Here is a 23,575-nt window from a genome sequence, read left to right as displayed (position 1 = left end):
AACCCAGGTTAGGGTTGCCTTATGGGAGCGCCGCTGGCAACTGAGCGGCTCCTGCATCCTCACCCTGACGTGGAAGGCATCACATGACCGTGTCCGAACGCCCTCAGCGCGCCCAGCGGGTCCAGCGACCCCAGATCGTGCTGCAGGTGCTCGAGCGCATCCAACTGACCCCGCACATGGTCCGCATCGTCGCCGGCGGACCCGGGATCGCCGACGTCGCGGACAACGGTTCCACGGATGCGTACACGAAGATGGTGTTCGCGCACCCGGAGACAGACCTCACGCCGCCCTACGACCTCGCCGCGCTGCGTGGGGAGCTGCCGCCCTCCCTGCTGCCCTCGATGCGCACCTACACGATCCGTCGCTTCGACCTGGCGAACGGTCACATCTGGATCGACTTCGTGGTGCACGGCGATGCGGGGCTAGCCGGTCCGTGGGCGGATGCCGCCCGACCCGGTGACCCGGTGGTGCTCGGCGGTATCGGCGGCGGCTACGCCCCGGACCCGGATGCGGACTGGCACCTGCTCGCCGGCGATGACTCCGCCCTGCCTGCGATCGCCGCCGCGCTCGAAGCGATGCCCTCCGACGCCCGCGGCGTGGCATTGCTCGAGGTGGACGGGCACGCCGACCGGCTCGAGCTCACGGCTCCCGACGGCATCCGGATCGAGTGGTTGCACCGGGATGGCCGCGAGGCCGGTACCACCACCCTGTTGGCCGACGCGGTGCGCGCCCTCGAATGGCGGGAGGGCCGCATGCAGGTCTTCGCCCATGGTGAGCGCGGCGCCATGAAGTCACTGCGCCCGTACCTGACCGACGAGCGCGGCCTCGACCGCTCACAACTCTCACTCTCGGCATACTGGGCCCACGGTCGCAAGGAGGACACGTTCCAGGCCGAGAAGCGCGAGCCGATCGGACAGATCTAGCCACCGCCCGCCTCGTACCGGCTAGCGTCAGCCCACATGAGTCACCTCGATCCCACGCCGCCGGACCGCCTGAGCCGGTACCCGCGGACGCGGCACGTCGCCAACTGGGCCAATCTCTCCACCGCACTCGGACTCGGCGTGGCCAGGGCCGGCGGGGCGAAGATCCGCCGCGGCCCGCAGCTGCTGTACCTGGCCGAGCACTACCGATGGCACTTCCCGACCGGCGGCGCGTTCACCGTCGGCGACGTCGTGATCAGCCGTCACGACATCGGCAAGCTGACGGCCAGGAACCCCACCCTCCTCAAGCACGAGGAGCGGCACAGCCGGCAGTGGATGGCCTGCCTCGGTCTGCCGTTCATCCCGCTGTACCTGCTGTCGATGGTCTGGTCCTGGCTGCGCACCGGGGACCGCGCGGCGCGGTGCTTCTTCGAACGCAACGCCGGCCTCGCCGACGGCGGGTACCTCGACGTGCCGCCCCGCCCCATGGGGCCGGCGCTTGCGCGGTCCGTGACGGCTCTCGTGCGCCGGGTCCGGCGCGCACCAGTGACGGGCCTGACGGCGTGAGCCGCGATCGCGCCCTGGACCGGCTCGCGCACGCCGTCCTCTGGCCCGGCTTCGCCGGCACCACGGCGCCGGCCTGGTTGTTGCGCGCCCGGGATGCGGGAGCTCCCGGCGCGGTGCTGTTCGCCACGAACATCGACGACGGCGACCCGCACCAGGCGGCGCGACTGGTCGCCGAGCTCGGTGGTCCGGATGCCGTGGTGGGCATCGACGAGGAAGGTGGGTCGGTCACCCGGCTGCACGCGCGCACCGGGTCCCCCGTGCCCGGTCACGCCGTGCTCGGCCGCCACGACGACGTCACCGCGACCGCCGCCGTCGCCGCCCGGATCGGGACCGAACTGGCGCAGCGGGGCATCGGGGTGGACCTCGCACCGGTCGCCGACGTGAACAGCAACCCGGCGAACCCGGTGATCGGGGTGCGCTCGTTCGGCGCCGAGCCGGACCTGGTGGCCCGGCACACGGCCGCCTACGTGCGCGGGCTGCAGGACACCGGCACCGCTGCCTGCGCCAAGCACTTCCCCGGGCACGGGGACACCGCGACCGACTCCCACCTGGGCGGCGCCCGCTCCTCCGCGACCGTGGCGGGGCTCGAGGAGATCCACCTCGCGCCGTTCCGCGCCGCGATCGACGCCGGCGTCCGCGCCGTGCTCACCGCGCACCTGGTGGTCGATCACCTCGGCCCGGAACCGGCCACGGTCAATCCTCGGGCGACCGCGCTGCTGCGCGGCCTCGGGTTCGACGGCGTGATCGTCTCGGATGCGCTGGACATGCGCGCAATCTCGGCGACCCTCGGGATCGGCGGTGGCGCCGTTGCCGCACTGCGGGCCGGCGTGGACCTGCTCTGCCTCGGCAACGCCGGCGTCTACCCGGTCACGGCGGCGGACCCGCACCCCGACGAGCGCACGTACGCCGAGACCCAGCACGCCATCGTCGAGGCGTTGCGCTCGGGCGACCTCGACCCCGAGGTCCTCGAGGCGGCGGCGGCCCGGATCGCGGCACTGCGGTCCTGGGTCTCCCAGCAGCGGTCAGCGAACGGAGCCCGCGACACCGCCCCGATCACCGACCGGGCCGCCGTCGACGTGGCCCGCGGCGCCTGCGAGGTACACGGCGACGTCGCCCTGCAGCCCCGATCGACCGTGGTGGTCGTGGACGGCCGCGCGGGTCGGAACGAGGCCGCGGGCGTCGTCCCCGATCCCGTGGCAGCCGCACTGGCGCAGCGCCGGCCGATCACCGCGATCACCGCCGCCGGGACGGCCCTCGCCGACGTCCTCGACACGGCCCGGGACGCCCAACTCGTCCTCGTCCTGGACCAGCCACACCTGCACGACGTCGAGCTGGACCTGCTAACGGCGGTCCTGGCCGCACGCCCGGACGCGGTGGTGGTGCGCCTGGGCTGGCCGGCGGAACTCGCGCCCACACCGGCACGGGTGGTCACCACGTACGGGTCGAGTGCCGCGAGCGGCCGGGCGGTCGCGGCACTGCTCTGCGGGCCGCAGTAGGCGCGCTCTGGTGCTGCCGAGAGCGCGCGCAGACCTGATCACAGGCCCCTTGATGCCCACCCAGCCAAGCGCACGATCTGCGGCAGCGGTGGCAGCGCCACGCCGTCGACGACTGGGTCGAACACCACCGACAACGTGAAGGCCGAACCGTCACTCACGCGAATCGTCAGCTTCGACTGCTCGTTTGCCGCCTGGCCATCCGGGTTGGGAGACGTCGGCAGCGGCGCCGCGTCCATCACCGAGAACACCGCCCCTGCAGGAGCGTCCGCGATACGCGCCAACACGGTCCGCCCATCAAGCGTCAGCACCGCCGACCGGCCATCCGGTGCGATCTCCACAGTGGCCGAGGTGTGCATGAACCACCAGGCATCCGCAGGCTGCGAGGCCTGCACCTCATCCTGCACGACCACACGGGTGCGGTCATCGATCATCGCGACCCCGCGCTGCCAGGCATCGACACCGCGATCCGCATAGGCCTCGCTCAGGTCCGCCACGGTCCAGCCCGCACCTCCTGATGAGCCGTGCGCGATCACCTTGCCCCTCCCCGCCGGAGCCTGATCAGGTCCGCTGCCGGAGCCGATGACGAGCGTGTTGTGCCCCTCCGCGCGCTTGCGGTAGTAGGTCCCGCGCTGGCTGCCGAAGTAGCCCGGCAGGCTGTAGGACTCTGCACCCAGATCCTCCGCCCAGCGGACGCCCCCGGCATCGAGCACGAAGGTTCCCATATCCAGGTCGCCGTGGCTGCTGGCGTTGTCACCGGGTCTGAAGCCGGTGAACAGGCCGGTCGAGCCGCCCCAAGCCGACCTGGAGAGCGCGATACCGACATGTTCGTACACGACGTCGGTCGCCAGCCCTGCCTGTGCCGGTGTCGCTCGGTCCGAGAGTCCGTACCAGACCATCGCCGCGGCTGGATCGGCCGACGCCAGCCCCTCGTCCGCCCACCACGCGTACTCAGGGTGCTCGTACCGCTCGGCCAACCAGTACATCTCCGGCAGACCTCCTTGGGCAGGCGACGCATCAGCAACGTTGAAGCTGAGGCCGGTCGGACCCGCCATGTGAAGCGCGAACGCCCCGGTCTCAGCAAGGCCGGGTGCATCCGACATGCCGAAGTCGTGGCCCGTGGCCGACACCAGGCTCGCGATGTACTGGACAAGGTACTTGGTCGCGTACTTCCAGTAGACGATCCCTTCCGGGAATCCGCCCGAGGGGGCATACTCGTCGATCGCCGGCCCGACGTGCCTCATGCCCAGCTGCAAGAGCCTCTCGGTGAGTCCCGGATCGACGTCGGCCAGGGCCAGGCTCGCCATCGCGATCCCGCCCACACACACGATCTGCCAGTTGTTCGTCTCCGTTGTCCAACCGGCACCGTTCTCGTAGGCCTCCAGCGCAGGTCGCAGACCCTTGTCGAACATCGCGGCCGCGATGCTCGATCGCCGTTCGTCATCGAGGTAGGCATGGAGCCAGTCGTAGCCGATCGCGAAGCCGTTCAACAGCTCCGCCACCGCCAGGAAACTCTCCGGGTTCCAGTCCGGGAACGCGGCAGCAGCGTCGAGCTCGATGGCGGCACGCTCGGCGTACGCGCGGTCCTCAGTCAGCCGGTAGCTCAGTGCGAGCATCCATACGCGAGTCTTGACCTGACGCGCCGGCCACAGCAGAGACCGCCCGTTGGTGAACTCGTAGACCGTCGTCGGCTCGTCCAGGAGAGCATCGGCGCCGGCCAGCAGCCTTCCCTGCAGGGCAGCAGCACCCCCGCCCGCCTCGACCCATGCGTGGATCTGGGCCAACCGGTCGTCGTCGGCGATCAGCCGCGGATGGTCGCTACGGACCAGCTCGATCACGCTCTCCGGCACGACCGGCTTGAATCCAGCGCGTGACGACCTCATCGGCCACACCCGCTCGTCGGACCTGTGGCCGTGGATGAGTGCGCAGCGCCAACGTTGACAGTGTCCCAGGACGAGCGCAGCAAGACGGTGCGCTGAACGGAGATCGAGGTCACGGTGTCCTTCCGTGCGGCGTCGGTGCCCGCTGCTGGTTGTCGCCTCTGACGAGCAGTGCGGACGTATCGGTGCGTCCACCGTAAGCGGTGACGCAACGTCGCGTCAACGAGCTCGATCAAACCGTGGCGTGACGACACGTCGGACCGCCGTCTAAACGTGATGGCCGAGCCCACCTCGTCTTGGGGGCGGGGTGTTCACCGCCGTTCAGGTAAGGCTATCCTTAGCACCTATGACTGAGCGTTCCGAGACCCAGGGACCACCGCGCCTGCCCGTCGCGGTGCTGGCGAGCGTCGACCCGATCGACCGGGAGATCGCGCTCGGCAGCGCCCTCGTGGACCGCCCGGACGTGGTCGCGGTGGTCCACGACCTCGAGGGTCACCGGCTCCGGCGTCGGATCCTGCACGCGGGCGCCGCCCTCGGGGACACGTTCGTGGACCTCGACCACGTCTGCCCGGCCTGCGCGGTCCGCGAGGACGCCGTACCCGTGCTGGCCCGGCTGGCGCAAACCGGTTCGTACGCCGGCATGATCCTCGCGCTGCCCGCCGCGGCCGAGCTGCTGCCGGCGGTGCGGGGCCTCGCCCAGCACCTCGGGTCCGACGGTGACCTTCGCGCGGTGCGCCTCGGCGCCACCATCAGCCTGGTGAACCCGGACACGCTCGCCACGGATCTTCTCGGCGAGGAGGACCTCGCCGACCGTGGCCTGATGCTGACCCATGGCGATCACCGGGCCATCGGCGAGGTGCTGCTCGGCCAGCTGCCGGTCGCGGACGCGGTGCTGCTCACCACGCCGGCGCAGACCACCGTGCCCGAGCGGGTCGGTGTCAGCCCGGCCTCCCACGCCACCCACGGGGCCCACCTCGGCTCGGACCTGCTCGAGGCGCTCCGTGCCCCCGAGAGCACCCGCTGGGACGATGCGCACGAACCGTGGCTGAGCGGCGTGCTCGGCCACCCGCACTCCACGATGGCCACCGAACGCCGCGCGCACCCGCTGAGCATGACACCCGGACCGGGCATGCTCGCTGACGCTCCCGGGGCCGACGCGGAGGGTGCCCGTGCCCACCCGGGCGAGGCAGCGCCGTCGGGCGTGTGGACCCTCGACCTGCGCTCCCCGGCTGCCGTGCATCCGAGCCGCCTGCTCACCCACATCGACGCCCTCATCAACGGCCCGCGAGTGGTCCGCGGCCGGTTCTGGGTGCCGAACCGACCCGACTCCGTGTGCGGCGTGCTGGGCGCCGGGCGGCAGCTGAGCGTCGGGATCGCCTCGCGGTGGAACCACCACTCGCCGCACACCCGGTTCCTGGTGGTCGGCGCCGGACCGCACCGGGCCGCGGTGGCGCAGGCGTTCGAGGAGTCGCTGCTCACCCCGGCCGAGCAGGCCGAGGGCCTCGCCCCCTGGCTCGACCGGGAGGACGACCTTGAGCCGTTCCTCGGTGCCCGGTCCTCTTCCGGGATGGCCTGAGCCGGGCGGGCTCGCCGGCGCCACACGCGTCGGCACCCGCAGACAATTGGGGTGCGCGGGCGCCGCGTCCGGGCCTACCGTCCTTGACATGCCCCTGCGTCTGCTGGCCGTGACCTTCGATGCCCATGACCCGGCCGTGGCGGCGGAGTTCTGGGCCGGCATGCTGGGACGGGCCGTCATCGACGACGCGCGCGGCCCGCTGCTGCCCGGCTCCGAGACCCAGGTCGGTCTGCGGTTCTCGCACACCGCGGCCGAGAAGGCCGGTCCGAACCGGGTCCATCTCCACCTGACCAGCGCGACTCCCGCGGACCAGCAGGAGATCGTCACGGCGGCCCTCGAACGCGGCGCCGCCCACATCGACATCGGCCAGCGGCCGGAGGAGGGTCACATCGTGCTCGCCGATACCGACGGCAACGAGTTCTGTGTGATCGAGGCCGGCAACAAGTTCCTGGCCGGCTGCGGTTTCCTCGGCGAGGTCGCCTGCACCGGGACCCGCGACGTCGGCCTGTTCTGGGCGCAGGCACTGGGCTGGCCACTGGTCTGGGACCGGGACCAGGAGACCGCCGTCCAGTCCCCGCACGGCGGCACGAAGCTCGCCTGGGGCGGCACGCCCCCGATCGCGGGGCCCTCGCACGACCGCCATCGCTTCGATCTCGTCGCCGAGGGCGACCCGACCACAGAGGTCGACCGGTTGGTCTCCCTGGGTGCACGCAGGATCGGCGGCGACGACGGCTCTGTGGCGCTGGCCGATCCCGACGGCATCGTGTTCAGCCTCTCGCAGGACTGACCAGCCGTCAGACCCGGCTGGCGGGCTCCGTCAGCTCGCCCGCACCTCCAGCAGCACCGCGTGCTCGGGGTTCAGCCGCGGCAGCACCAGGCCCACCCGGTGCAGCATCCGCCCGGACAACCGCACCCCGCGCTCGGCCCACGGCAACGGCCGACCCCAGCCCCCGCCGTCGCCCGTCCCGACGCCGACCAGCGTGACCTCGTAGGTGAGCTCCTCGTCCAGCCCGGCCAGCGTGACGGGCGGCGTCGGCTGGTGCACCGACGTCGCCAGCATGACCCCGGCGAACAGGCCGCGCCGCCGGTCCGGCGCGACGATGCCGTGCACGAACCGGCTCGGATCCGGCTCATCCACGCGGACCGTGCGGCCAGTGTGCAGGAGCTCGCGGTAGCCCTTGTGCGCGGCGATCCACTCGGCCACCTCGGCCCGGTCCACCTCCGAGGCGGCCGTCAGGTCCCACTCGAGTCCGAAGTGCCCGAACATGGCGGTCACGGCGCGGAAGGACAGGTCGTGGGTGCGTCCGGTGCTGTGCGAGGTGGGCGAGGCGACGTGCGCACCGACGAGCTCAGGCGGCAGCAACAGCCCGGTCCAGCGCTGGATGTGCTGGCGTTCGAGCGGGTCGATGCAGTCCGAGGCCCAGACCCGGTCGGTGCGCTCCAGTACCTCAAGGTCCACCCGCCCGCCGCCGGAGGCACAGCTCTCGATCTCGACCTCCGGGTGCGCGGACTTGAGGTCGTCCACGAGCCGGTAGAACGCCGCGGTCTGGGCGTGCACGAGCGACTTTCCGGTGACCGGGTCGCACGCCTCGATGAGGTCGCGGTTGTGGTCCCACTTCAGGTAGGCGATGTCATAGGTGTCCAGGAGCGCGATCAGCCGGCCACGGATGTGCGCGAACGCCTCCGGGATGGTCAGGTTCAGCACCTGCTGGCTGCGGAACTCCATCGGCAGCCGGCCCACCGGCGCGAGGATCCAGTCCGGGTGCGCGCGGGCCAGGTCGGAGTCGACGTTGATCATCTCCGGCTCCACCCACAGTCCGAACTCCATGCCGGCGCCGCGCACGCGCTCGATGAGCGGCCCGAGCCCGTCCGGCCACACGTCGGCGGAGACCTCCCAGTCCCCCAGCCCCGAGGTGTCGTCGCGGCGCGAGCCGAACCAGCCGTCGTCGAGCACGAACCGCTCGACCCCGACGGCGGCGCCCACGTCCGCGAGCTCCGTCAGCTTCTCGAGCCTCTGGTCGAAGTAGACGGCCTCCCAGGTGTTCAGCGTGACCGGACGAGGCCGGGTGGCTCGGCCCGGCCGTGCGCGCAGCCACTGGTGGAACCGGGCGGACAGCTCGTCCAGGCCAACGCCGTAGGAGTAGTAGAGCCACGGGGTGGTGTAGTCGTCGCCCTGGGCGAGCACGATCTCGCCGGGCAGGAGGAGCTCGCCGCCGCCGAGCAGCTTGCGCCCGTCGTTGTGGTGCTCGGCGTACATGCGGTGGTTGCCGCTCCACGCCGTGTGCACGCCCCACACCTCGCCGCCGCCGAAGGAGAACCCGGCTTCCCCAGCGATCATCAGCGTGGTCGAGGACAGGCCGGTCCTCCCGCGCCGGCTGTCATGGCTGCGCACGCCGACCTGCCAGGGGGCGCGCTGCGGGGAGCGTTCGCGCAGGTGGTGGCCGGTGAGGTCGAGGACCTCGGTGGCCCGTGCCGGCACCGGCAGGGTCAGGTGGGCCGCGTCCAGGGTGTAAGGACCGACCGCGTGGTTGGTGACCGTGGCGCGCTGGCGCACCAGGCCCTGGGGGGTGAGCTCGACGACGACGGCGAGGCCGAGTCCGCTCGCGTCGCTCGCCTCGAGCTCGGCGCGGGCGGCGTCGAAGCGCGCGCCCGTGACGGTGAACCGGTGGCTCGAGCGGGCGCCGGCGAAGTGGCCGCTCAGCCCGGGCGTGCCGAGCCAGCCCGCGGACAACTCCGGCAGCAGGCTCACCTGGACCGGGTCGTTCGTCTGGTCGGTGACCTGCTGGGGGCGCGAGGCGAGGTCCAGGTCAGCCAGTGCGGCGCCCGGCACGTCGCCGAGGTCGGCGCCCCAGTGCAGTACCTCCGGCAGCCGGTCGCTGATGGTGCGCAGCACGAGGGAGACCCCGCCGGCGCGCAGGTGATGGAGCACGGGCTCGGACAAGGTTGACCTCCGGCAGGGTTCTGGATCGGCTGGGCGGACCGGACCCGTTACCGGGCGATCCACACGTGGTCGTCGTTCTGCACGGCGTGCGAGCGAACCAGGTGGCGCTGCCCGGCCCTGCTGCCCAGCCCGTTCTCGGCGGCGGCCGTGGCGATCCGCTCCCGGAACCTGCGCCACTGCTTGGCACCGTTGACGGTGCCCATGAACTCGATGGTCTCGGCCACGTACACCTCGGAGCCGTCCGCGACCGGCGCGATCCGGAAGGTGATGTCATCGTCGTGGTACATCTTCTGGGTCCACTCTGTCGGTGACTTCTGCGTCACCCAGGTGCCGGTGAGGATCGGAGCCACGAGGCCGGCGACGACGTCGACGGGCGCGTTGATGACCACGGTCTCGCCGAGCGTGCCCGCCTTGCCGGACTGCCGGTCCGCGGAGCGCCTGGCGCCGATCTCATTGCCCTTCGCGATGGCCTTGCGTTTGAGGATGGTGCCGACGACGGACATCACGAGAATCAGCGCGACCACGCCGATCCCGAGAAGGGTGGGGGTATCCATGGGGTCAATATGTCACGACGGTCACCGGCGCCGGTACCGCCCGGGTGGCACGCCGTGGTGGGCCCGGAACCGCCGGGAGAAATGGAACTCGTCGACGTAGCCGAGGGCCCGCGCGACCGCCCCATTGGTCAGGTCCGTGTGCCGGAGCAGGGTCGCGGCCGCGGCGAGGCGTCGATCGTTGCGGAACGCCAGGGGTGAGCGGCCCACCTCGGCCGAGAACCTCCGTCGGAACGCGTCGTAGGACAGCCCCACCTCGGCTGCCAGGGCGCGCAGGTCGACCGGCGCGTCGAGGGTACCCGAGAGCCGTTCCACCGCGGACTGGACCGGCGCCGTGAGCGAGGCCCCCGGTTCGGACCGGCCGGCGTCGAGCAGCCAGTCCGCGAGCGCCATGAGCTGGTGCTCGGCCCCGAGCCGACCCGAGGGGGTCATCCGCAGCACCGTCTGCAGCGCTGCCATCGCCGGTGTCGGGGACGGGTGCTGCGGACCGGCTTCGGGCAGCGCCCCGGCCGCGTCGAGGGCCTCGAACAGCGGACCGTCGAACACTGCGAAGACCTCCGTCCATCGTTCGCCGGGCGCCGTCGCGTACCGGTGCGGCACCCCGGGCCGGACCACCGTGACGGTGCCCGGGCGGATCGGCTGCGTGCCCTCGGCATCCTCGTAGACGCCGCGCCCGGCGAACACTGCGGACAGTACGTAAGGGTCCATGACCCGCAGGTTCGCGGGCATCACAGGTTCGTCATCGATGACCTGACCGGCCAGCACGAGCCGGCCGATCCTGGTCACGGGCGCGTCGGCAACGAGCAGACGGGTGCGCTGGTGCATGGTGAGATTGAACCGCGATCGCGCCAGAACGTACATGGCACGGTCCACCACGAGCATTCCGGCCCGGGTGTCCCGCTGCCTAGCGTGGACGGGTCAGATCCCGATCGATGGTGAGGTCCCGATGAGCAGCGTCCAGCACACCCACGCACCCCTGGTCACCGAGCAGATGCGTGCGCAGTACCGCGACGAGGGGTACTTCATCCTGGAGAACGTCCTCAGTGACACCGAACTCGAACTGCTGCGCGGGGGCGCCCAGTTCGCCGTCGACCGGCTCGACGCCGAGATGGACGCCAAGGGGGTGGATCGGATCGGCATCAATGCCCGGGGCAAGCGGTACTTCTCCGCGATGGTCTACCAGCAGCGGCCCGAACTGAGGCAGTTCCTGTTCGGGGACACGATGGCGCAGATCTGCCGCGCGACCCTCGGTGACGACGCGTACCTGTTCTGGGAGCAGTACGTCCTCAAGGCGGGAGATCCGGACACCGCGTTCGGGTGGCACCAGGACTCCGGGTACGTCCATGAGAACCACGAGCCGTACCTCACCTGCTGGATCGCTCTCGACGACGTCACCGAGGAGAACGGCTCGGTGTACCTGCTGCCGTACTCACGGTCCGGGATCCGCTCCTACATCAAGCACATCCCGGACCCGCGGGTCAATGACAAGGTCTGCTACTTCGGGTCGGACCCGGGGATGCCCGTCGTGGTCCCGGCCGGCTCCATCGCCGTGTTCTCCAGCGTGGTGATCCACCGGAGCGGGCCGAACCTGACCGACCGGATGCGCAGGGTCTACCTGGCGCAGTACTCGGCGGAGGTGATCATGTCCGCGGACGGCTCCGAGCCCTGGGGCTCGTTCGACCCGTTCCTGCGCGACGGGGCCGTCATCGCCTGAGCTGCCGCCCGTCGCGCGGGCGCTCGACCGGCCACGGTCAGGCCGTTCAGATGCCCTGCCAGGCCGGCTTTGACTCGTACGTCTGGCGGTAGTAGCTCGCGAGCTGCAGCCGGGACGCGGCGGCCTCGTCCACGAGCACGGTCGCGTGCGGGTGGTGCTGCAGGATCGTGGCCGGCCACATCGCGCTGACGCTGCCCTCGACCATGTGGTGCACGGCCTCGGCCTTGGCCAGCCCGGTGGCGACGAGCACGAGGTGCCGGGCGCTCATGATGGTGGCGAGGCCCTGGGTGAGGCAGTGGGTGGGCACCTGCTCGAGGTCGCCGTCGAAGAACCGGGCGTTGTCCTGGCGGGTCTGCACGGTGAGCGTCTTGATCCTGGTGCGCGAGGCGAGCGAGGAGCCCGGCTCGTTGAACGCGATGTGCCCGTCGGTGCCGATACCGAGGATCTGGACGTCCACACCGCCGGCGTCCACGATCGCCTGCTCGTAGGCCGCGCAGGCCGCGGGGATGTCCGCGGCGAGCCCGTCGGGACCCTGCACGTTGGCCGGGTCGATGTCCACCCGGCCGGCGAACTCCGTCTCGATCACGTTCCGGTACCGCTGCGGGTGGTCCGCGGCCAGTCCCACGTACTCGTCCAGCATGAACGCACGTGCACCGGCGAGCGAGATCGCGCCGGCGGCGTACCGGGTGGCGAGCTCGTCGTAGATCGCGAGCGGGGAGGATCCGGTGGCGACGCCGAGCACGGCATCGGGCTTGCGGTCCAGCAGTGCGGCGATCGCGTCGGCGACGATGGTGGCGATGGCCCGGGAATCCGGCGCGATGATGAGCTCCATGGGCCCACTCTCCCAGAATCGCGGCACCGATCTCACCTGCGTCCGGGTGGTACCCGCACAAGGCGAGGGTCCGGCGGCCGACCGGCCACCGGACCCTCGCTCCGCGAACCTCGATCCCACCGGGACCGAGGCCGTCGATCACTTCGTGACGGAGTTGCCGCCCGAGCCCTTGCCCGCCGTCAGGCCGAGATAGACGCCGAGGAGGACCACGGCGGCGACGATGGAGATGACCCAGCGGATCCAGTCGATGCCCGGCGTGTCCCGCACCCCGAGCCACCCGGAGATCAGGTAGCCGAGCAGGGCGCCGACGATCCCGATGATGACCGTCCAGAGCATGCCGATCTTCTGCGGCCCGGGCCGGACGAGGCGTGCGATGACGCCGATGACAGCGCCGAAGATGATGACACCGATGACTTCACCCATGGATGAACCCCGATCCTTCTCGAACAGACATTCGCAGCGGTGGCTGCAGTCGAAAGCGTGGCACAGGCGACCCCGTCCCGCCTGTTGGGCGGATTCGGCGGCCGTTTCAGCCGGGCTCCACCGCGGGTCGTCTCCCGCTTCCCGAGATCCATACCGCGGCGCTGACCGCGAGGACGCCGATCACCTCGCCGGCCGTGGGCAGCTGGGCCAGCGCGATCACGCCGATGATGGTGGCCGAGACCGGGAGCAGGGCGTTCATGAGCGCGAACGTGGCCGTGCCGAGCCGCTTGAGGGTGACCTGGTCCAGCACGTACGGCACCACGCTGGAGAGCACCCCCACGGCGGCCGCGGTCAGGAGGATCTCCGGTCGGACGGCGGCGCCGGCGAACGGTGCGGAGAACGGGGCGAACGCGACCGCGGCGATCGCCAGGCCCACCGCGAGGGATGACAGACCGTCCCGCGCCCGCACGATCCGGCCGCCGATGACCATGTAGGCCGCCCAGAGCACCCCGGCGGCAAGCGCGGCGCCGAGACCGAGGAGGAGGTCCGCCGTCGACCCGGTCACCGACCAGTCCAGGCCGACCAGGCTGATCGAGAGCACACCGAACAGGGCCAGCCCGATCGCGATCCGGGCCCGCGCCGTCCGGCCGCCCCACGCGGCCACGGCCACGGGGCCGGTGAACTCGACGGCGACGGCGGCGCCGAGCGGCAGGTGCTCGATCGCCACGTAGAACAGCATGTTCATGCCGAGCAGGACGAGTCCGAAGACGCCGGTCTGGGCGAGCGTGCGGCGGTTCCAGTCGGCGCGCCAGGGGCGCACCACGAGCAGAAGGACGACGGCGGCGAACACCGCGCGTAGCCAGGCGACGGCGTGCGGGGGCATGGTCGGGTACAGGCCCACCGCGAGGGCGGCGCCGACGTACTGCGAGAAGCCGCCGACCAGGAAGAGCAGTGGTGCCGGGGTCCGGTCGACCAGTTGTCTCATCGCTGCCCGCTCACCCGGTTCATGATGCCAGCGGACTCGGCCGGCCGCGGCCGGCGGTCCGAGGCCCGGGACGGCCCACCCCCGGCGAGCGTCAGGCCAGGTCGATCGTCACCTCGAGGGCCCGGTGGTCGGAGACCGGCAGCCGGGTGGCCGACGCCGAGACGATCCGGGCGCCGCGGACCAGGGCGTGGTCGATCTGGCGGCGGGGATGATCGGCCGGGAACGTGTCCGCCCGGGCAGTGCCGTAACGGCGCGCGAGTCGCGCCACCGTGGCGTGGTTCAGGTTGAGGTCGCCGCAGACGATCCGCGCCCCGGGGAGGGTGTCGACCGACCGGAGCAGACGGGGCAGTTGCAGAGCCGCCATCGGGCCGGCCTGGGACAGGTGCGTGCTGCAGAACCCGACCGGCCCGTCCGGGGTGGCAAGGACGGCCGCCAGGGCGCCCCGGGGCTCGTCGCGCCAGGTGAACGGCGCCGAGCCCTTCCAGCCCGGGAGCGGGATCCGGACCCGGGGCAGCGGACGCGCGAACCAGGCCGTGATCGGGTACCGGGACAGGATGGCCAGCCCGTACCCGGCGCCGGGGTGGTCCCCGAGGCGCGTGGTGGCGTGCTTGCCGAGGCGGACGTCGCCGCCGAGCACGGCGGCGAACCGCACGTGCTGGAGCCCCAGGGCATCGGCGATCACGTGCGCCTGGTCGAGGTGGCGCGACCGGGGCTGGTCGCGGTCCACCTCCTGCAGTGCCACCACGTCCGCGCTCATGCCGGCGAACGCGTCGGAGAGCGCGCGCTCGTCGGTGGCCCCGCCCGCGGATGCCAGGCCTCTCTGGATGTTGAAGGAGAGGACCCGCAGCCGGGTCATCCCTGCGTGGGCTCGAACGTCATCGACACCGAGTTCATGCAGAACCGGTCCCCGGTCGGGGTCTGCGGGGCGTCGTCGAAGACGTGACCCAGGTGCGAGCCGCAGTTGGCGCAGCGCACCTCGGTGCGGACCATGCCCAGCGTGCGGTCCTCGATCAGCTCGACCGCGTCCGACTCCTTCGGCTGGTAGAAGCTCGGCCAGCCGCAGTGTGCCTCGAACTTGGTCTCGCTGCGGAACAGCTCGGCCCCGCAGGCGCGGCAGTGGTAGACGCCCACCCGCTCCTCGTTCAGGAGCTCGCCGGTACCGGGGCGCTCGGTCCCGGCCTGCCGCAGCACCTGGTACTCCTGCGGGCTGAGCTCGTTACGCCATTCGTCCTCAGACTTCGTGACCTTGTACATGCGGCCATTGTCTCTCGGGATCGCCCCCGAACCCAATGGGTGGCGGGGTTGGGGCCGGGTCAGCGCTTCCCGCCGCCGAGCAGGCCACCGAGCAGGTCCCCGAGGCCGCCGCCGGATTCGCGTGAGCCGGACCCGCCCGAGCCGGAACCACCGCCGAGCAGGCCACCGAGGAGGTCGCCGAGGCCGCCGCCGCCCCCCGATCCGGACCCGGTCGCGCCACCGGCCCCGCCGCCGAGCAGCCCGCCGAGGAGGTCGCCGATGCCCCCGCCGCCCGACTCCGCGTCGGCACCCGCTCCGCCACCCTGCCCGAACTTCTTCGCGAGGAACGACAACACGATCGGAGCCAGGATCGGCAGCAGCTTCGGCAACAGGTCGCCCAGTCCGCCACCGGATCCCGCCGCGCCGGAATCCGCCTTGGAGAGCGTGTTGACGACGGCGTCGGTGTTCTGTCCGAACACGTTGCGGACGATCTTCGCGCCGTCGTCGGTGTCCACCTGGTCGAGGTCGACGCCGCCTTCCACAAGTGCAGGATCGTGCTTGGAGATGGCTCCGACGAGGGACCGGGCGCCGTCCGGGTCCGCGGCGTTCGCGTTCATGCCGGCGAGCAGGGTGGGCAGCGCCGCACGGGTGGCGCGCTCGGCGGTGGCGCGATCCACGCCGAGCCGGGCGGCGATCTGGTCCATCGGGACGGCGTCGAGGATCTCTTCGGTGGTCGACATCACGGGCCTCTCATCATCGAGTGTGGGCGCCGACGGCGTCCCACCGGCGAGCGTAGCGAGCCCCGCCCTGCATGACACCCCTCGCGAGGCGCCAACGGCCCGCCCGAGGCGACCACCGCCGTCGGGCACGGGGACGCCCGCCCCACGATCGCAGCGAGCGGGGCAGAATGGGAGCAGAACCCGCGTCACGCGCGGGCCGGCCACCAGCCACCTCTCAAGGGAGTTCCACCGCGATGCGGGTCCTGATCACGAACGACGACGGCATCGACTCACCCGGGTTGGTGACCCTGGCGCATGTCGCCGCGGACGCCGGTCACGATGTGATCGTCGCCGCACCCAACCGCCAGTACTCCGGCTACAGCGCGGCGCTGAGCGGTGAGGCCGAGAACGGCGTCGTGAAGACCTCGCCCGGTCGCCCGGACGGCCTGCGGGAGGGCATCGAGTCGATCGCGGTGCACGCCAGCCCCGCCCTGATCGCCTACGCGGCGGGCCTCGGCGCCTTCGGCCAGCGGCCCGACCTGCTGCTGTCCGGTATCAATCTCGGCCCGAACGTCGGGCCCGCGGTGATCCACTCCGGCACGGTCGGCGCGGCCCTGTCCGCCTCCGCCCAGGGCATCCCGGCGCTGGCCAGCTCGATCGCGGCCGAGCACCCGAAGCACTGGGACACCGCATACCTGGTGCTGACGCGGGCCTTCGAGTGGTTCACCAGCCAGACCCAGGACACCCGGGTCCTGAACGTGAACATCCCGGACGTGCCACCGGCCGAGCTGCGCGGCCTGCGGGCGGCGCGGCTGGCCACCTTCGACGTCGACACCGACGTCGTGAACCAGCAGATCGACAAACTCCTGTTCCGCCCGTTCGCCTCCCACGACGTCCACTTCGAGGACGACACCGACGCGGGCTACCTCGCGCGCGGGTGGGCCACGATGTCGCTGCTGCGTTCACACTCCCACGACGACGGCGCCGTGGTGCTACCCGGTTTCGACACCGAGAGTGAGGAGGTCCGGCGATGACCTGGTTGGTGACCGGAGGGGCCGGCTACATCGGCGCACACGTGGTGCAGGCGTTCCGGGACGCACGGATCGGCGTCGTGGTGCTGGACGACCTGTCCAGCGGGCATGAGGAGTTCGTGCCCGACGGCGTCCCGTTCGTCCGCTCGTCCATCCTCCACACCGACGTGGTCGCCCGGACCCTCGACGAGCACAACTGCATCGGCGTGGTGCACGTGGCCGGGTTCAAGTACGCGGGGGTCTCGGTGGAGCGGCCGCTGCACACGTACACGCAGAACGTGACGGGGACCGTGTCTGTGCTGGAGGCGATGCAGCGCGCCGGGGTCGAGGCGATCGTGTTCTCCTCCTCGGCGGCCACCTACGGCACCCCGCACGTGGACCTGGTCACCGAGGCGACCCCCACGCACCCGGAGTCCCCGTACGGGGAGTCCAAGCTCATCGGCGAGTGGCTGCTCGCCGACCAGGGCCGTGCCAGCGAACTGCGGCACACCTCGCTGCGGTACTTCAACGTGGTCGGCTCCGGCGCGATGGAACTGCGGGACACCTCCCCGCACAACCTGTTCCCGCTGGTGCTCGAGGCCCTCGCGCAGGGCAGGACGCCGCGGATCAACGGCATCGACTACCCGACCCCGGACGGCACCTGCGTGCGCGACTATGTCCACGTCGCGGACCTCGCGGACGCCCACGTCAGCGCCGCCAAGGCGCTCGCGCAGGGACGCGAACTGCTGCCCGTGTACAACCTCGGCAGTGGCGACGGCGTCTCGGTCCGGCAGATCATGGACACGATGGCGGCGGTCACGAAGATCCCGTTCGAGCCGACCGTCGCCGCGCGTCGGCCCGGTGACCCGGCGCGGATCGTCGCGTCCGGCGAGGCGGCCGCGCGGGACCTCGACTGGCGGATGAGCTACTCGCTGGAGCAGATGGTGGCCACGGCGTGGGAGGCCCGGCAGGCCGCGCAGGCCTGAGGAGCCGTCCACCCATCCACCCGACCGCCGCCTCGTCTGCCAGGGCGAGTTCCGCCGTCGAGCGCGAGGTTGTTGGCTGCCGAGCGCGTTGCGGAGCCAACAACCTCGCGTTCGGCGGCCCGGCCCGCAGCGTCAGGCCCAGCCGAGCTCGTGGAGCCGGTCGTCGTCGATCCCGAAGTGGTGCGCGATCTCGTGGATCACGGTGACGGCGACCTCCTCGGCCACCTCGTCCGTGGACTCGCAGAAGCGCAGGGTCGGGTTGCGGAAGATCGTGATCCGGTCCGGCAGTGAGCCGGCCGCCCACCACTCCCCACGCTCGGTGAGCGGGGTGCCCTCGTAGAGGCCGAGCAGGTCCGGGTCGTCGGAGTCGGTGGGCGGTTCGTCCTCGACGAGGATCACGACGTTGCTGATGTGCCTGGCAAGTTCCTCGGGGATCAGGTCGAGGCCGTCGGCGACGGCCTCCTCGAACTCCCCGCGGGACATCTCGATCACCGCCCCAGTGTGACAGCAGCTGGCGGATCTCCCGGGTCCGCGGCGGCCACACCTGGCCCACCGGACCGGGCCCGAACCACCCCGACGTGACCTCGCACACAGAGGGTCCAGGCGTTTTGCTCCGCGGGCCCCGCGTACCGTATGCTTTCGGAGGTCTTGGGGCGCCGAACAGCGTCACGGGCGCTCAGCTTCAACCGGGCCCCCATCGTCTAGCGGCCTAGGACCCCGCCCTTTCACGGCGGTAGCACGGGTTCGAATCCCGTTGGGGGTACGCACCACAATTGCATCGCACGTAGACTCAAGCCTCACCTGAGGCCCCGTAGCTCAGTTGGTTAGAGCGCCGCCCTGTCACGGCGGAGGTCGCCGGTTCAAGTCCGGTCGGGGTCGCGAAACATCCGCCCGGTCATGCAGATGACCGGGCGTTCGTTTCAAGGCTCTGTAGCTCAGTTGGTAGAGCGTTCGACTGAAAATCGAAAGGTCACCGGATCGACGCCGGTCGGAGCCACACACGGAGCAGACGCCGCGAACCATTCGGTCCGCGGCGTTTCTCATGCCCGACGGCGGAGCGCGGCCTGGGCGGCCGGCTCGTGGAGTTGTCGCTGGGCAGACATCAGCACCTGGCGGCGTCGAGGCGCAGCCTGCGCGGAGCCAGGAGTCGGGTTGACCGCGGCCGATTCGGCTACCCGGGTCGGGTCGTCACATTCGCGGGAGCGGTTTGGTCTCGACGTACCCGGTACGTCGCAACCACACCGCAACAGGGCGGGACTGACGCAGCTCGCTCTGCGCCCCCGGTCGTAGGACAGCGCAGGGATCTCACCCTCCTGAGTGATCCCCTCGCGCGACCGGACCACGAATAATCGCACCATGGGCCGACACGCCGCTCCCGTCTCCACCTCCCCCGAACCCGCTGATGACCCGATCGCCTCGGCCCGCGCCCTGACCAAGGTCTACGGCGCCGGCGCCACGGCCGTACACGCCCTGCGCGGGGTGGACGTCGACCTGGGCCGTGGCCGGCTCACCGCGATCATGGGCCCCTCGGGCTCGGGCAAGTCCACGCTGATGCACTGCATGGCCGGCCTGGACACCCCCACCTCCGGCACGGTCGAGGTGGACGGCGAGATCATCTCCTCGATGTCCCAGCGCCAGCTCACCAACCTGCGCCGCACCCGGATCGGCTTCGTCTTCCAGGCCTACAACCTGGTCCCCACCCTGACCGCGGCGGAGAACATCACCCTGCCGCTCGACATCGCACGCACCCAGGTCGACCGCGACCGCTTCGACACGGTCATCAACACCCTCGGCCTGGGCGACCGGCTCACCCACCGGCCCACCGAACTCTCCGGCGGCCAGCAGCAGCGGGTCGCCTGCGCGCGCGCCCTTGTCGCCAAGCCGTCGATCGTGTTCGCCGACGAACCCACCGGCAACCTCGACTCCAAGGCGGCCGGCGAGGTGCTCGGGTTCCTGCGCCGCAGCGTCGACGACCTCGGCCAGAGCGTCGTGATGGTCACCCACGACCCCCGGTCGGCCTCCTACGCCCACCGGGTGATCTTCCTCGCCGACGGCTCGCTGGTGGGCGAGCTCCACGACCCGGCCGAGGCGGACATCCTCGAGGCCCTCGCCGCGCTCGGTGAGGCGCGGGAGCAGGACGCCCCCTGATGCTGCGGGTCAGCCTTCGCGAGATCCGCGCGCACGGGGTCCGGTTCGCCCTGTCCGTGCTCGCCGTGATCCTCGGCGTCGCGTTCGTCGCCGGCACGTTCATCCTGAGGGCGATGCTCTCGGACACCTTCGACTCCATCGTCGAGAGTTCCCTCCAGGGCGACGCCTACCTGCGCAGCGTCGCCACCACCACCGACGACGGCCTCCCGGACGGCCCGCCGGACCCGGGCGCCGGTTTCGGTGGCGCCCGGGACGGCATCGACATCGCCCTCGCGGACGAGGTGGCCGCCGTCGACGGCGTCGCACGGGCCCTGCCCGACGTCCAGGGGCCGATCGTGATCGTCGGAGCCGACGGCACCGCCGTCGTCAACGGTCAGGCGCCCAGCCTGGCGCTCGCCCTGCACCCCGACGACCCTGCGGTCGACCTGATCGCCGGCGAGGTACCCGTGGGACCGAACGAGATCGGGTTGGAGAGCGGCGCGCTGGACTCCTCCGGCCTGGCTCTTGGCGACACCACCACCGTGGTGCTCGGGGGCGAGGTCAGGGAGGTGACGGTCGTCGCCGAGGGTGCCTACGCCTCCCCCACCTCCGGTGCCACCCTCGCGTTCCTCGACGCGGACGTGGCCGCCGACCTGTTCGCCCCTGACGGGCTCGTGAACTCGATCGCGGTCTACGGCGACGACGGCGTCAGCCAGTCGGACCTGGTCGACGCCATCACCGACACCGTGCTCGCCGACCATCCGGACGCAAACCTCGAGGCCCGCACCGGCGACGACGTCCGGGCCGAGGCGTCCGAGGCGATCAACGAGATCATCGGCTTCATCGGCACGTTCCTGCTCGTGTTCGCGAGCATCGCGCTGTTCGTCGGCGCCTTCATCATCACGAACACGTTCGCGATGTCGGTGCGCCAGCGCCAGCGCGAGTACGCGCTCCTGCGCGCGCTCGGCGCCTCCCCGGCGCAGGTCTTCACGGTCGTGCTCACCCAGGCGTTCGCCGTCGGCCTGGTCGGTTCGGCAGTCGGGCTGCTCAGCGGCGTGGCCCTGGTGGACCTGATCCGCTGGATCCTGTCCCGGTTCGGCATGAACCTCACCGGCGAGGCCCCGGTCACCGCGTTCACCGCCGTCCTGTGCCTGGGCATCGGCACCCTGGTCAGCCTCGTCGCCGCGGCCGTGCCAGCCCGCCGGGCCGCCCTGACGGCGCCGGTGGAGGCGATGCGTGACGACGTCACCGTCACCGAGAAGTCCCTGCGCTGGCGCGCGCTGGCAGGCGCCGTGCTGCTCCTGATCGGGGTCGCGGCGACCTACGTGTCCGTGGCCGTGTCCACCGACGAGGACCCGTACGCCGGGCTCGAGCCCGGCCCCTGGTTGGGCATCGGGGCGGGCGCCGTTCTCGTCGGGATGCTTGCCCTGTCGCCCGTGATCGCGCGGGCCACGCTCGGTGTGCTGGCGGCACCGTTCGTCGCCGCCATCAAGCCGCTCGGCAGGCTCGCCCGCGGCAACGTGATGCGCAACCCGCGCCGCACCGCCAGCACCGCCGGCGCGCTGATGATCGGTATGGCCCTCGTCGCCGCCTGCACGGTGCTCGCCGCGTCCGCGCGCGAGTCGACGACGGCGATCGTCGAGACCGAGTACCGCGCCGACTTCGTGGTCCTGTCCGCCACGAACGCGGTGCCGGCCGAGGCCGTCGCCGCCATCGCCGACCTCGATGACGTCGCCCGCGCCGACGCCCTGTCGACGGCACCCGTCGAGCTGAGCGGACCGGGCCTGGACCCGACCTCCACCACGGTGATCGGGGCGCCGCCGGCGGCCTTCGGTACCACCCTGGAGATCGAGACCCTCGAGGGCGACCTGGCCACCCTGGCCGACGGCGAGGCCGCCCTGCAGACGAGCGCCGCCCTCGAGTACGGATGGCAGCTCGGCGACGAGATCACCCTGCGCACCGACGTCACCGAGCTGACCCTCACGGTCGGCGCCATCACGAACTCGCAGGCGCTGAACGCGGACGTCACCATCGGCGAGGACCAGCTCGCCGAACTCCTCGGCCCCGCCCCCGCGAACGTTGTGATGGTCGGCGTCGATGGCGTCGACGGCGTCCCGCTCACCGAGCTCCGCGACCAGCTGGACGCCATCATCGAGCCCTACGTCGTCGTGACGGCGCTGACCGCGGACGAGCTCGTCAACCAGATCGCCGACCAGGTGAACCAGGCGCTCGTGATCATCTACGCCCTGCTGGCCCTGTCCGTCGTGATCGCCGTGCTCGGCATCGTGAACACGCTCGCGCTGTCCGTGATCGAGCGGACCCGGGAGATCGGTCTGATCCGGGCGGTCGGCCTCGGGCGCCTGCAGCTGTCCGTCACGATCGTGATCGAGTCGGTGCTGACGGCGATCTTCGGGACGGTCGTCGGTGTCGTCGTGGGCGTGGCCCTCGCCGCCGCCGTGCGGTCGGTGTTCGCCGACCAGGGCCTGTCCGTGCTCGCGATCCCGTGGGACCAGCTCGCCGCGATCGTGGCGCTGTCCGCGGTCGTCGGGGTCCTCGCCGCCGTCTGGCCCGCGATCCGGGCCTCCCGGCTGCCCGTCCTCGAAGCGATCGCGCAGGAATGAGCGACGCCGTCGCACGGGCACCGTGTTGCCGAACGGCTCCGGGCACGATTGGCTGTACCCAGTACGCGTGCGCGCAACGCGCCGCGAGTCCATTGAGAGGTGAGTCACGGTGGTTGACAGCAGAACACCCCCGCCCGAGGCCAGTGAACCGTCCATCGGCCAGTTGGTCGGCAAGCTCACCGAGAACTTCTCGACCCTCGTCCGCGACGAGCTCCAGCTCGCCCAGGCCCAGCTGGCCGAGAAGGGCAAGTCCTTCGGCGTGACCGGCGCGCTCTTCGCGGTCGCCGGGGTGTTCGCCCTCTTCGGTCTCGGCTGGCTCCTCACCGCCGCCATGTTCGGCCTCGCGACGGTGCTGCCCGACTGGGCCGCTGCCCTGATCGTCGCCGGCGTCGTCCTCCTGATCGCCGCGATCGCCGGCCTGGCCGGACGTGCCGCGCTGAAGAGCACGCCGGGCCCGCAGACGAAGGAGAATGTGATGAAGGACATCGAGGCCATCAAGGCGGGAGTCAAGTCGTGAGCACCGAGCAGGACAAGCCGGAGACCCGCAAGCGCACGGCCGCCGAGATCGAGGCCGACCTGCTGCGCACCCGCGCCGAGATCACCAAGAACATGGACGAGCTGACCAACAGGGTCGACCCGCGCCGCCAGGTCCGCGACCTCAAGGATCAGGCCAAGAACCTCGCGGACAGCACCACCGAGCAGGCCAAGGCGTTCGCCGAAGACGTGAAGGCCAAAGAGCCCAGAGCGCTCGGCATCGTCGGTGCGGCGGCCGCGGTGGTCGCCGCGATCGTTGGGATCTCGGTCCTGCGACGTAGTCGCTGACCTACGGCGGAGCGCGCCGTCCCGGCCCGGTGCGGCGCGTTTCTCCGTTAGCGGAATAGCGGTGCTACGGCATCCGTTCCACCAAACGGGTTCGCCCATCGCCGCCGTGACAAGGTACGGTGGGTCCCACGACAGATAACCCACTCCCGGTCGTCACTACGTCCTCGGACGGTGT

At 71.4% G+C, this 23,575-nt stretch carries 23 protein-coding genes and 3 tRNA genes; 15 read left to right on the top strand and 11 right to left on the bottom strand.

Annotated elements, in window-relative coordinates:
- Positions 1-83 precede the first annotated feature (83 nt).
- Genes HALOF300_RS04910 through HALOF300_RS04900 form a run of 3 tightly spaced genes read left to right on the top strand, consistent with a single transcriptional unit; the run spans position 84 to position 2,983 of the window.
- On the top strand, positions 84-923 hold the full coding sequence (locus HALOF300_RS04910; RefSeq protein WP_156739831.1) for a siderophore-interacting protein: 840 nt from the start codon (positions 84-86) through the stop codon (positions 921-923).
- A gap of 36 nt (positions 924-959) precedes the next feature.
- Complete coding sequence (locus HALOF300_RS04905) at positions 960-1,487, top strand: hypothetical protein (protein WP_231955021.1); 528 nt, start codon at positions 960-962, stop codon at positions 1,485-1,487.
- The gene (locus HALOF300_RS04900) at positions 1,484-2,983 is read left to right on the top strand and encodes a glycoside hydrolase family 3 N-terminal domain-containing protein (protein ID WP_156739830.1); all 1,500 of its coding nucleotides are present in this window, start codon (positions 1,484-1,486) and stop codon (positions 2,981-2,983) included. Before HALOF300_RS04905 ends, HALOF300_RS04900 begins: the two co-directional genes overlap by 4 nt.
- Before the next feature lie 38 nt (positions 2,984-3,021).
- Here HALOF300_RS04900 and HALOF300_RS04895 read toward each other — a convergent pair whose 3' ends face one another.
- The gene (locus HALOF300_RS04895) at positions 3,022-4,818 is read right to left on the bottom strand and encodes a heparinase II/III domain-containing protein (protein WP_231955020.1); all 1,797 of its coding nucleotides are present in this window, start codon (positions 4,816-4,818) and stop codon (positions 3,022-3,024) included.
- A gap of 388 nt (positions 4,819-5,206) precedes the next feature.
- Between HALOF300_RS04895 and HALOF300_RS04890 the strand changes: the two genes are divergently transcribed.
- On the top strand, positions 5,207-6,436 hold the full coding sequence (locus tag HALOF300_RS04890) for a GTP-binding protein (protein WP_156739827.1): 1,230 nt from the start codon (positions 5,207-5,209) through the stop codon (positions 6,434-6,436).
- Positions 6,437-6,524: 88 nt separating this feature from the next.
- A complete protein-coding gene (locus HALOF300_RS04885) occupies positions 6,525-7,223 on the top strand; it encodes a VOC family protein (RefSeq protein ID WP_156739825.1) in 699 nt (232 codons plus the stop codon).
- A 30-nt stretch (positions 7,224-7,253) separates the two neighbouring features.
- On the opposite strand, the gene HALOF300_RS04880 is transcribed toward HALOF300_RS04885, so the two are convergent.
- From HALOF300_RS04880 to HALOF300_RS04870, 3 genes are read right to left on the bottom strand one after another with little or no spacing between them, the layout of a single operon-like run.
- Entirely contained in the window at positions 7,254-9,377 is a 2,124-nt protein-coding gene (locus tag HALOF300_RS04880; RefSeq protein WP_156739823.1) for an alpha-galactosidase, read from the bottom strand.
- A 47-nt stretch (positions 9,378-9,424) separates the two neighbouring features.
- Positions 9,425-9,931: a hypothetical protein gene (locus HALOF300_RS04875; protein ID WP_156739821.1), complete on the bottom strand. Its 507-nt coding sequence runs from the start codon at positions 9,929-9,931 to the stop codon at positions 9,425-9,427.
- 21 nt (positions 9,932-9,952) lie between these two features.
- The gene (locus HALOF300_RS04870; protein ID WP_197522313.1) at positions 9,953-10,753 is read right to left on the bottom strand and encodes a helix-turn-helix transcriptional regulator; all 801 of its coding nucleotides are present in this window, start codon (positions 10,751-10,753) and stop codon (positions 9,953-9,955) included.
- Positions 10,754-10,874: 121 nt separating this feature from the next.
- Between HALOF300_RS04870 and HALOF300_RS04865 the strand changes: the two genes are divergently transcribed.
- Positions 10,875-11,642 (top strand): phytanoyl-CoA dioxygenase family protein, encoded by a 768-nt coding sequence (locus tag HALOF300_RS04865; RefSeq protein ID WP_156739817.1) that lies wholly within the window; start codon positions 10,875-10,877, stop codon positions 11,640-11,642.
- 46 nt (positions 11,643-11,688) lie between these two features.
- Here the strand turns inward: HALOF300_RS04865 and nagB are convergent, their stop codons facing one another.
- The 6 genes from nagB to HALOF300_RS04835 all read right to left on the bottom strand — a co-directional run bounded on the left by nagB (position 11,689) and on the right by HALOF300_RS04835 (position 15,855).
- Complete coding sequence (gene nagB / locus HALOF300_RS04860; RefSeq protein ID WP_156739815.1) at positions 11,689-12,474, bottom strand: glucosamine-6-phosphate deaminase; 786 nt, start codon at positions 12,472-12,474, stop codon at positions 11,689-11,691.
- A 138-nt stretch (positions 12,475-12,612) separates the two neighbouring features.
- Positions 12,613-12,897 (bottom strand): GlsB/YeaQ/YmgE family stress response membrane protein, encoded by a 285-nt coding sequence (locus tag HALOF300_RS04855; RefSeq protein ID WP_156739813.1) that lies wholly within the window; start codon positions 12,895-12,897, stop codon positions 12,613-12,615.
- Between the two features lie 106 nt (positions 12,898-13,003).
- Positions 13,004-13,882 carry an EamA family transporter gene (locus HALOF300_RS04850; protein ID WP_156739812.1) on the bottom strand — a complete coding sequence of 293 codons (879 nt, stop codon included), beginning with the start codon at positions 13,880-13,882 and terminating at the stop codon, positions 13,004-13,006.
- A 91-nt stretch (positions 13,883-13,973) separates the two neighbouring features.
- The gene (locus HALOF300_RS04845; protein ID WP_156739810.1) at positions 13,974-14,738 is read right to left on the bottom strand and encodes an endonuclease/exonuclease/phosphatase family protein; all 765 of its coding nucleotides are present in this window, start codon (positions 14,736-14,738) and stop codon (positions 13,974-13,976) included.
- Positions 14,735-15,136, bottom strand: coding sequence for a peptide-methionine (R)-S-oxide reductase MsrB (gene msrB / locus HALOF300_RS04840; protein WP_156739808.1), 402 nt, complete (start codon positions 15,134-15,136; stop codon positions 14,735-14,737). Before msrB ends, HALOF300_RS04845 begins: the two co-directional genes overlap by 4 nt.
- A gap of 59 nt (positions 15,137-15,195) precedes the next feature.
- A complete protein-coding gene (locus HALOF300_RS04835; protein ID WP_156739807.1) occupies positions 15,196-15,855 on the bottom strand; it encodes a DUF937 domain-containing protein in 660 nt (219 codons plus the stop codon).
- A 233-nt stretch (positions 15,856-16,088) separates the two neighbouring features.
- On the opposite strand from HALOF300_RS04835, the gene surE reads away from it, so the two are divergent.
- Positions 16,089-16,868 carry a 5'/3'-nucleotidase SurE gene (gene surE, locus HALOF300_RS04830; RefSeq protein ID WP_156739805.1) on the top strand — a complete coding sequence of 260 codons (780 nt, stop codon included), beginning with the start codon at positions 16,089-16,091 and terminating at the stop codon, positions 16,866-16,868.
- Complete coding sequence (galE, locus tag HALOF300_RS04825) at positions 16,865-17,830, top strand: UDP-glucose 4-epimerase GalE (RefSeq protein WP_156739803.1); 966 nt, start codon at positions 16,865-16,867, stop codon at positions 17,828-17,830. Before surE ends, galE begins: the two co-directional genes overlap by 4 nt.
- A gap of 132 nt (positions 17,831-17,962) precedes the next feature.
- Here galE and HALOF300_RS04820 read toward each other — a convergent pair whose 3' ends face one another.
- Positions 17,963-18,313 (bottom strand): metallopeptidase family protein, encoded by a 351-nt coding sequence (locus HALOF300_RS04820; RefSeq protein ID WP_156739973.1) that lies wholly within the window; start codon positions 18,311-18,313, stop codon positions 17,963-17,965.
- A 207-nt stretch (positions 18,314-18,520) separates the two neighbouring features.
- Here HALOF300_RS04820 and HALOF300_RS04815 point away from each other — a divergent pair.
- The 7 genes from HALOF300_RS04815 to HALOF300_RS04785 all read left to right on the top strand — a co-directional run bounded on the left by HALOF300_RS04815 (position 18,521) and on the right by HALOF300_RS04785 (position 23,400).
- Positions 18,521-18,593: transfer RNA gene (locus HALOF300_RS04815), tRNA-Glu, on the top strand.
- 42 nt (positions 18,594-18,635) lie between these two features.
- Positions 18,636-18,709 (top strand) — tRNA-Asp (locus tag HALOF300_RS04810).
- 45 nt (positions 18,710-18,754) lie between these two features.
- Positions 18,755-18,827: transfer RNA gene (locus HALOF300_RS04805), tRNA-Phe, on the top strand.
- A gap of 359 nt (positions 18,828-19,186) precedes the next feature.
- The gene (locus HALOF300_RS04800; RefSeq protein WP_156739801.1) at positions 19,187-19,978 is read left to right on the top strand and encodes an ABC transporter ATP-binding protein; all 792 of its coding nucleotides are present in this window, start codon (positions 19,187-19,189) and stop codon (positions 19,976-19,978) included.
- A complete protein-coding gene (locus HALOF300_RS04795) occupies positions 19,978-22,578 on the top strand; it encodes an ABC transporter permease (protein ID WP_156739799.1) in 2,601 nt (866 codons plus the stop codon). Before HALOF300_RS04800 ends, HALOF300_RS04795 begins: the two co-directional genes overlap by 1 nt.
- Positions 22,579-22,687: 109 nt before the next feature.
- On the top strand, positions 22,688-23,095 hold the full coding sequence (locus HALOF300_RS04790) for a phage holin family protein (RefSeq protein WP_156739796.1): 408 nt from the start codon (positions 22,688-22,690) through the stop codon (positions 23,093-23,095).
- Positions 23,092-23,400, top strand: a complete 309-nt coding sequence (locus tag HALOF300_RS04785) for a DUF3618 domain-containing protein (protein WP_156739795.1) — start codon at positions 23,092-23,094, stop codon at positions 23,398-23,400. Before HALOF300_RS04790 ends, HALOF300_RS04785 begins: the two co-directional genes overlap by 4 nt.
- The last annotated feature ends 175 nt before the right edge of the window (positions 23,401-23,575 follow it).

The organism is Occultella aeris (assembly GCF_902703175.1).
In the GTDB taxonomy this organism is placed as follows: Bacteria; Actinomycetota; Actinomycetes; order Actinomycetales; family Beutenbergiaceae; genus Occultella; species Occultella aeris.
Note: the sequence above shows the minus strand (reverse complement) of the source record. Positions and strands in the feature narration are given on the sequence as shown.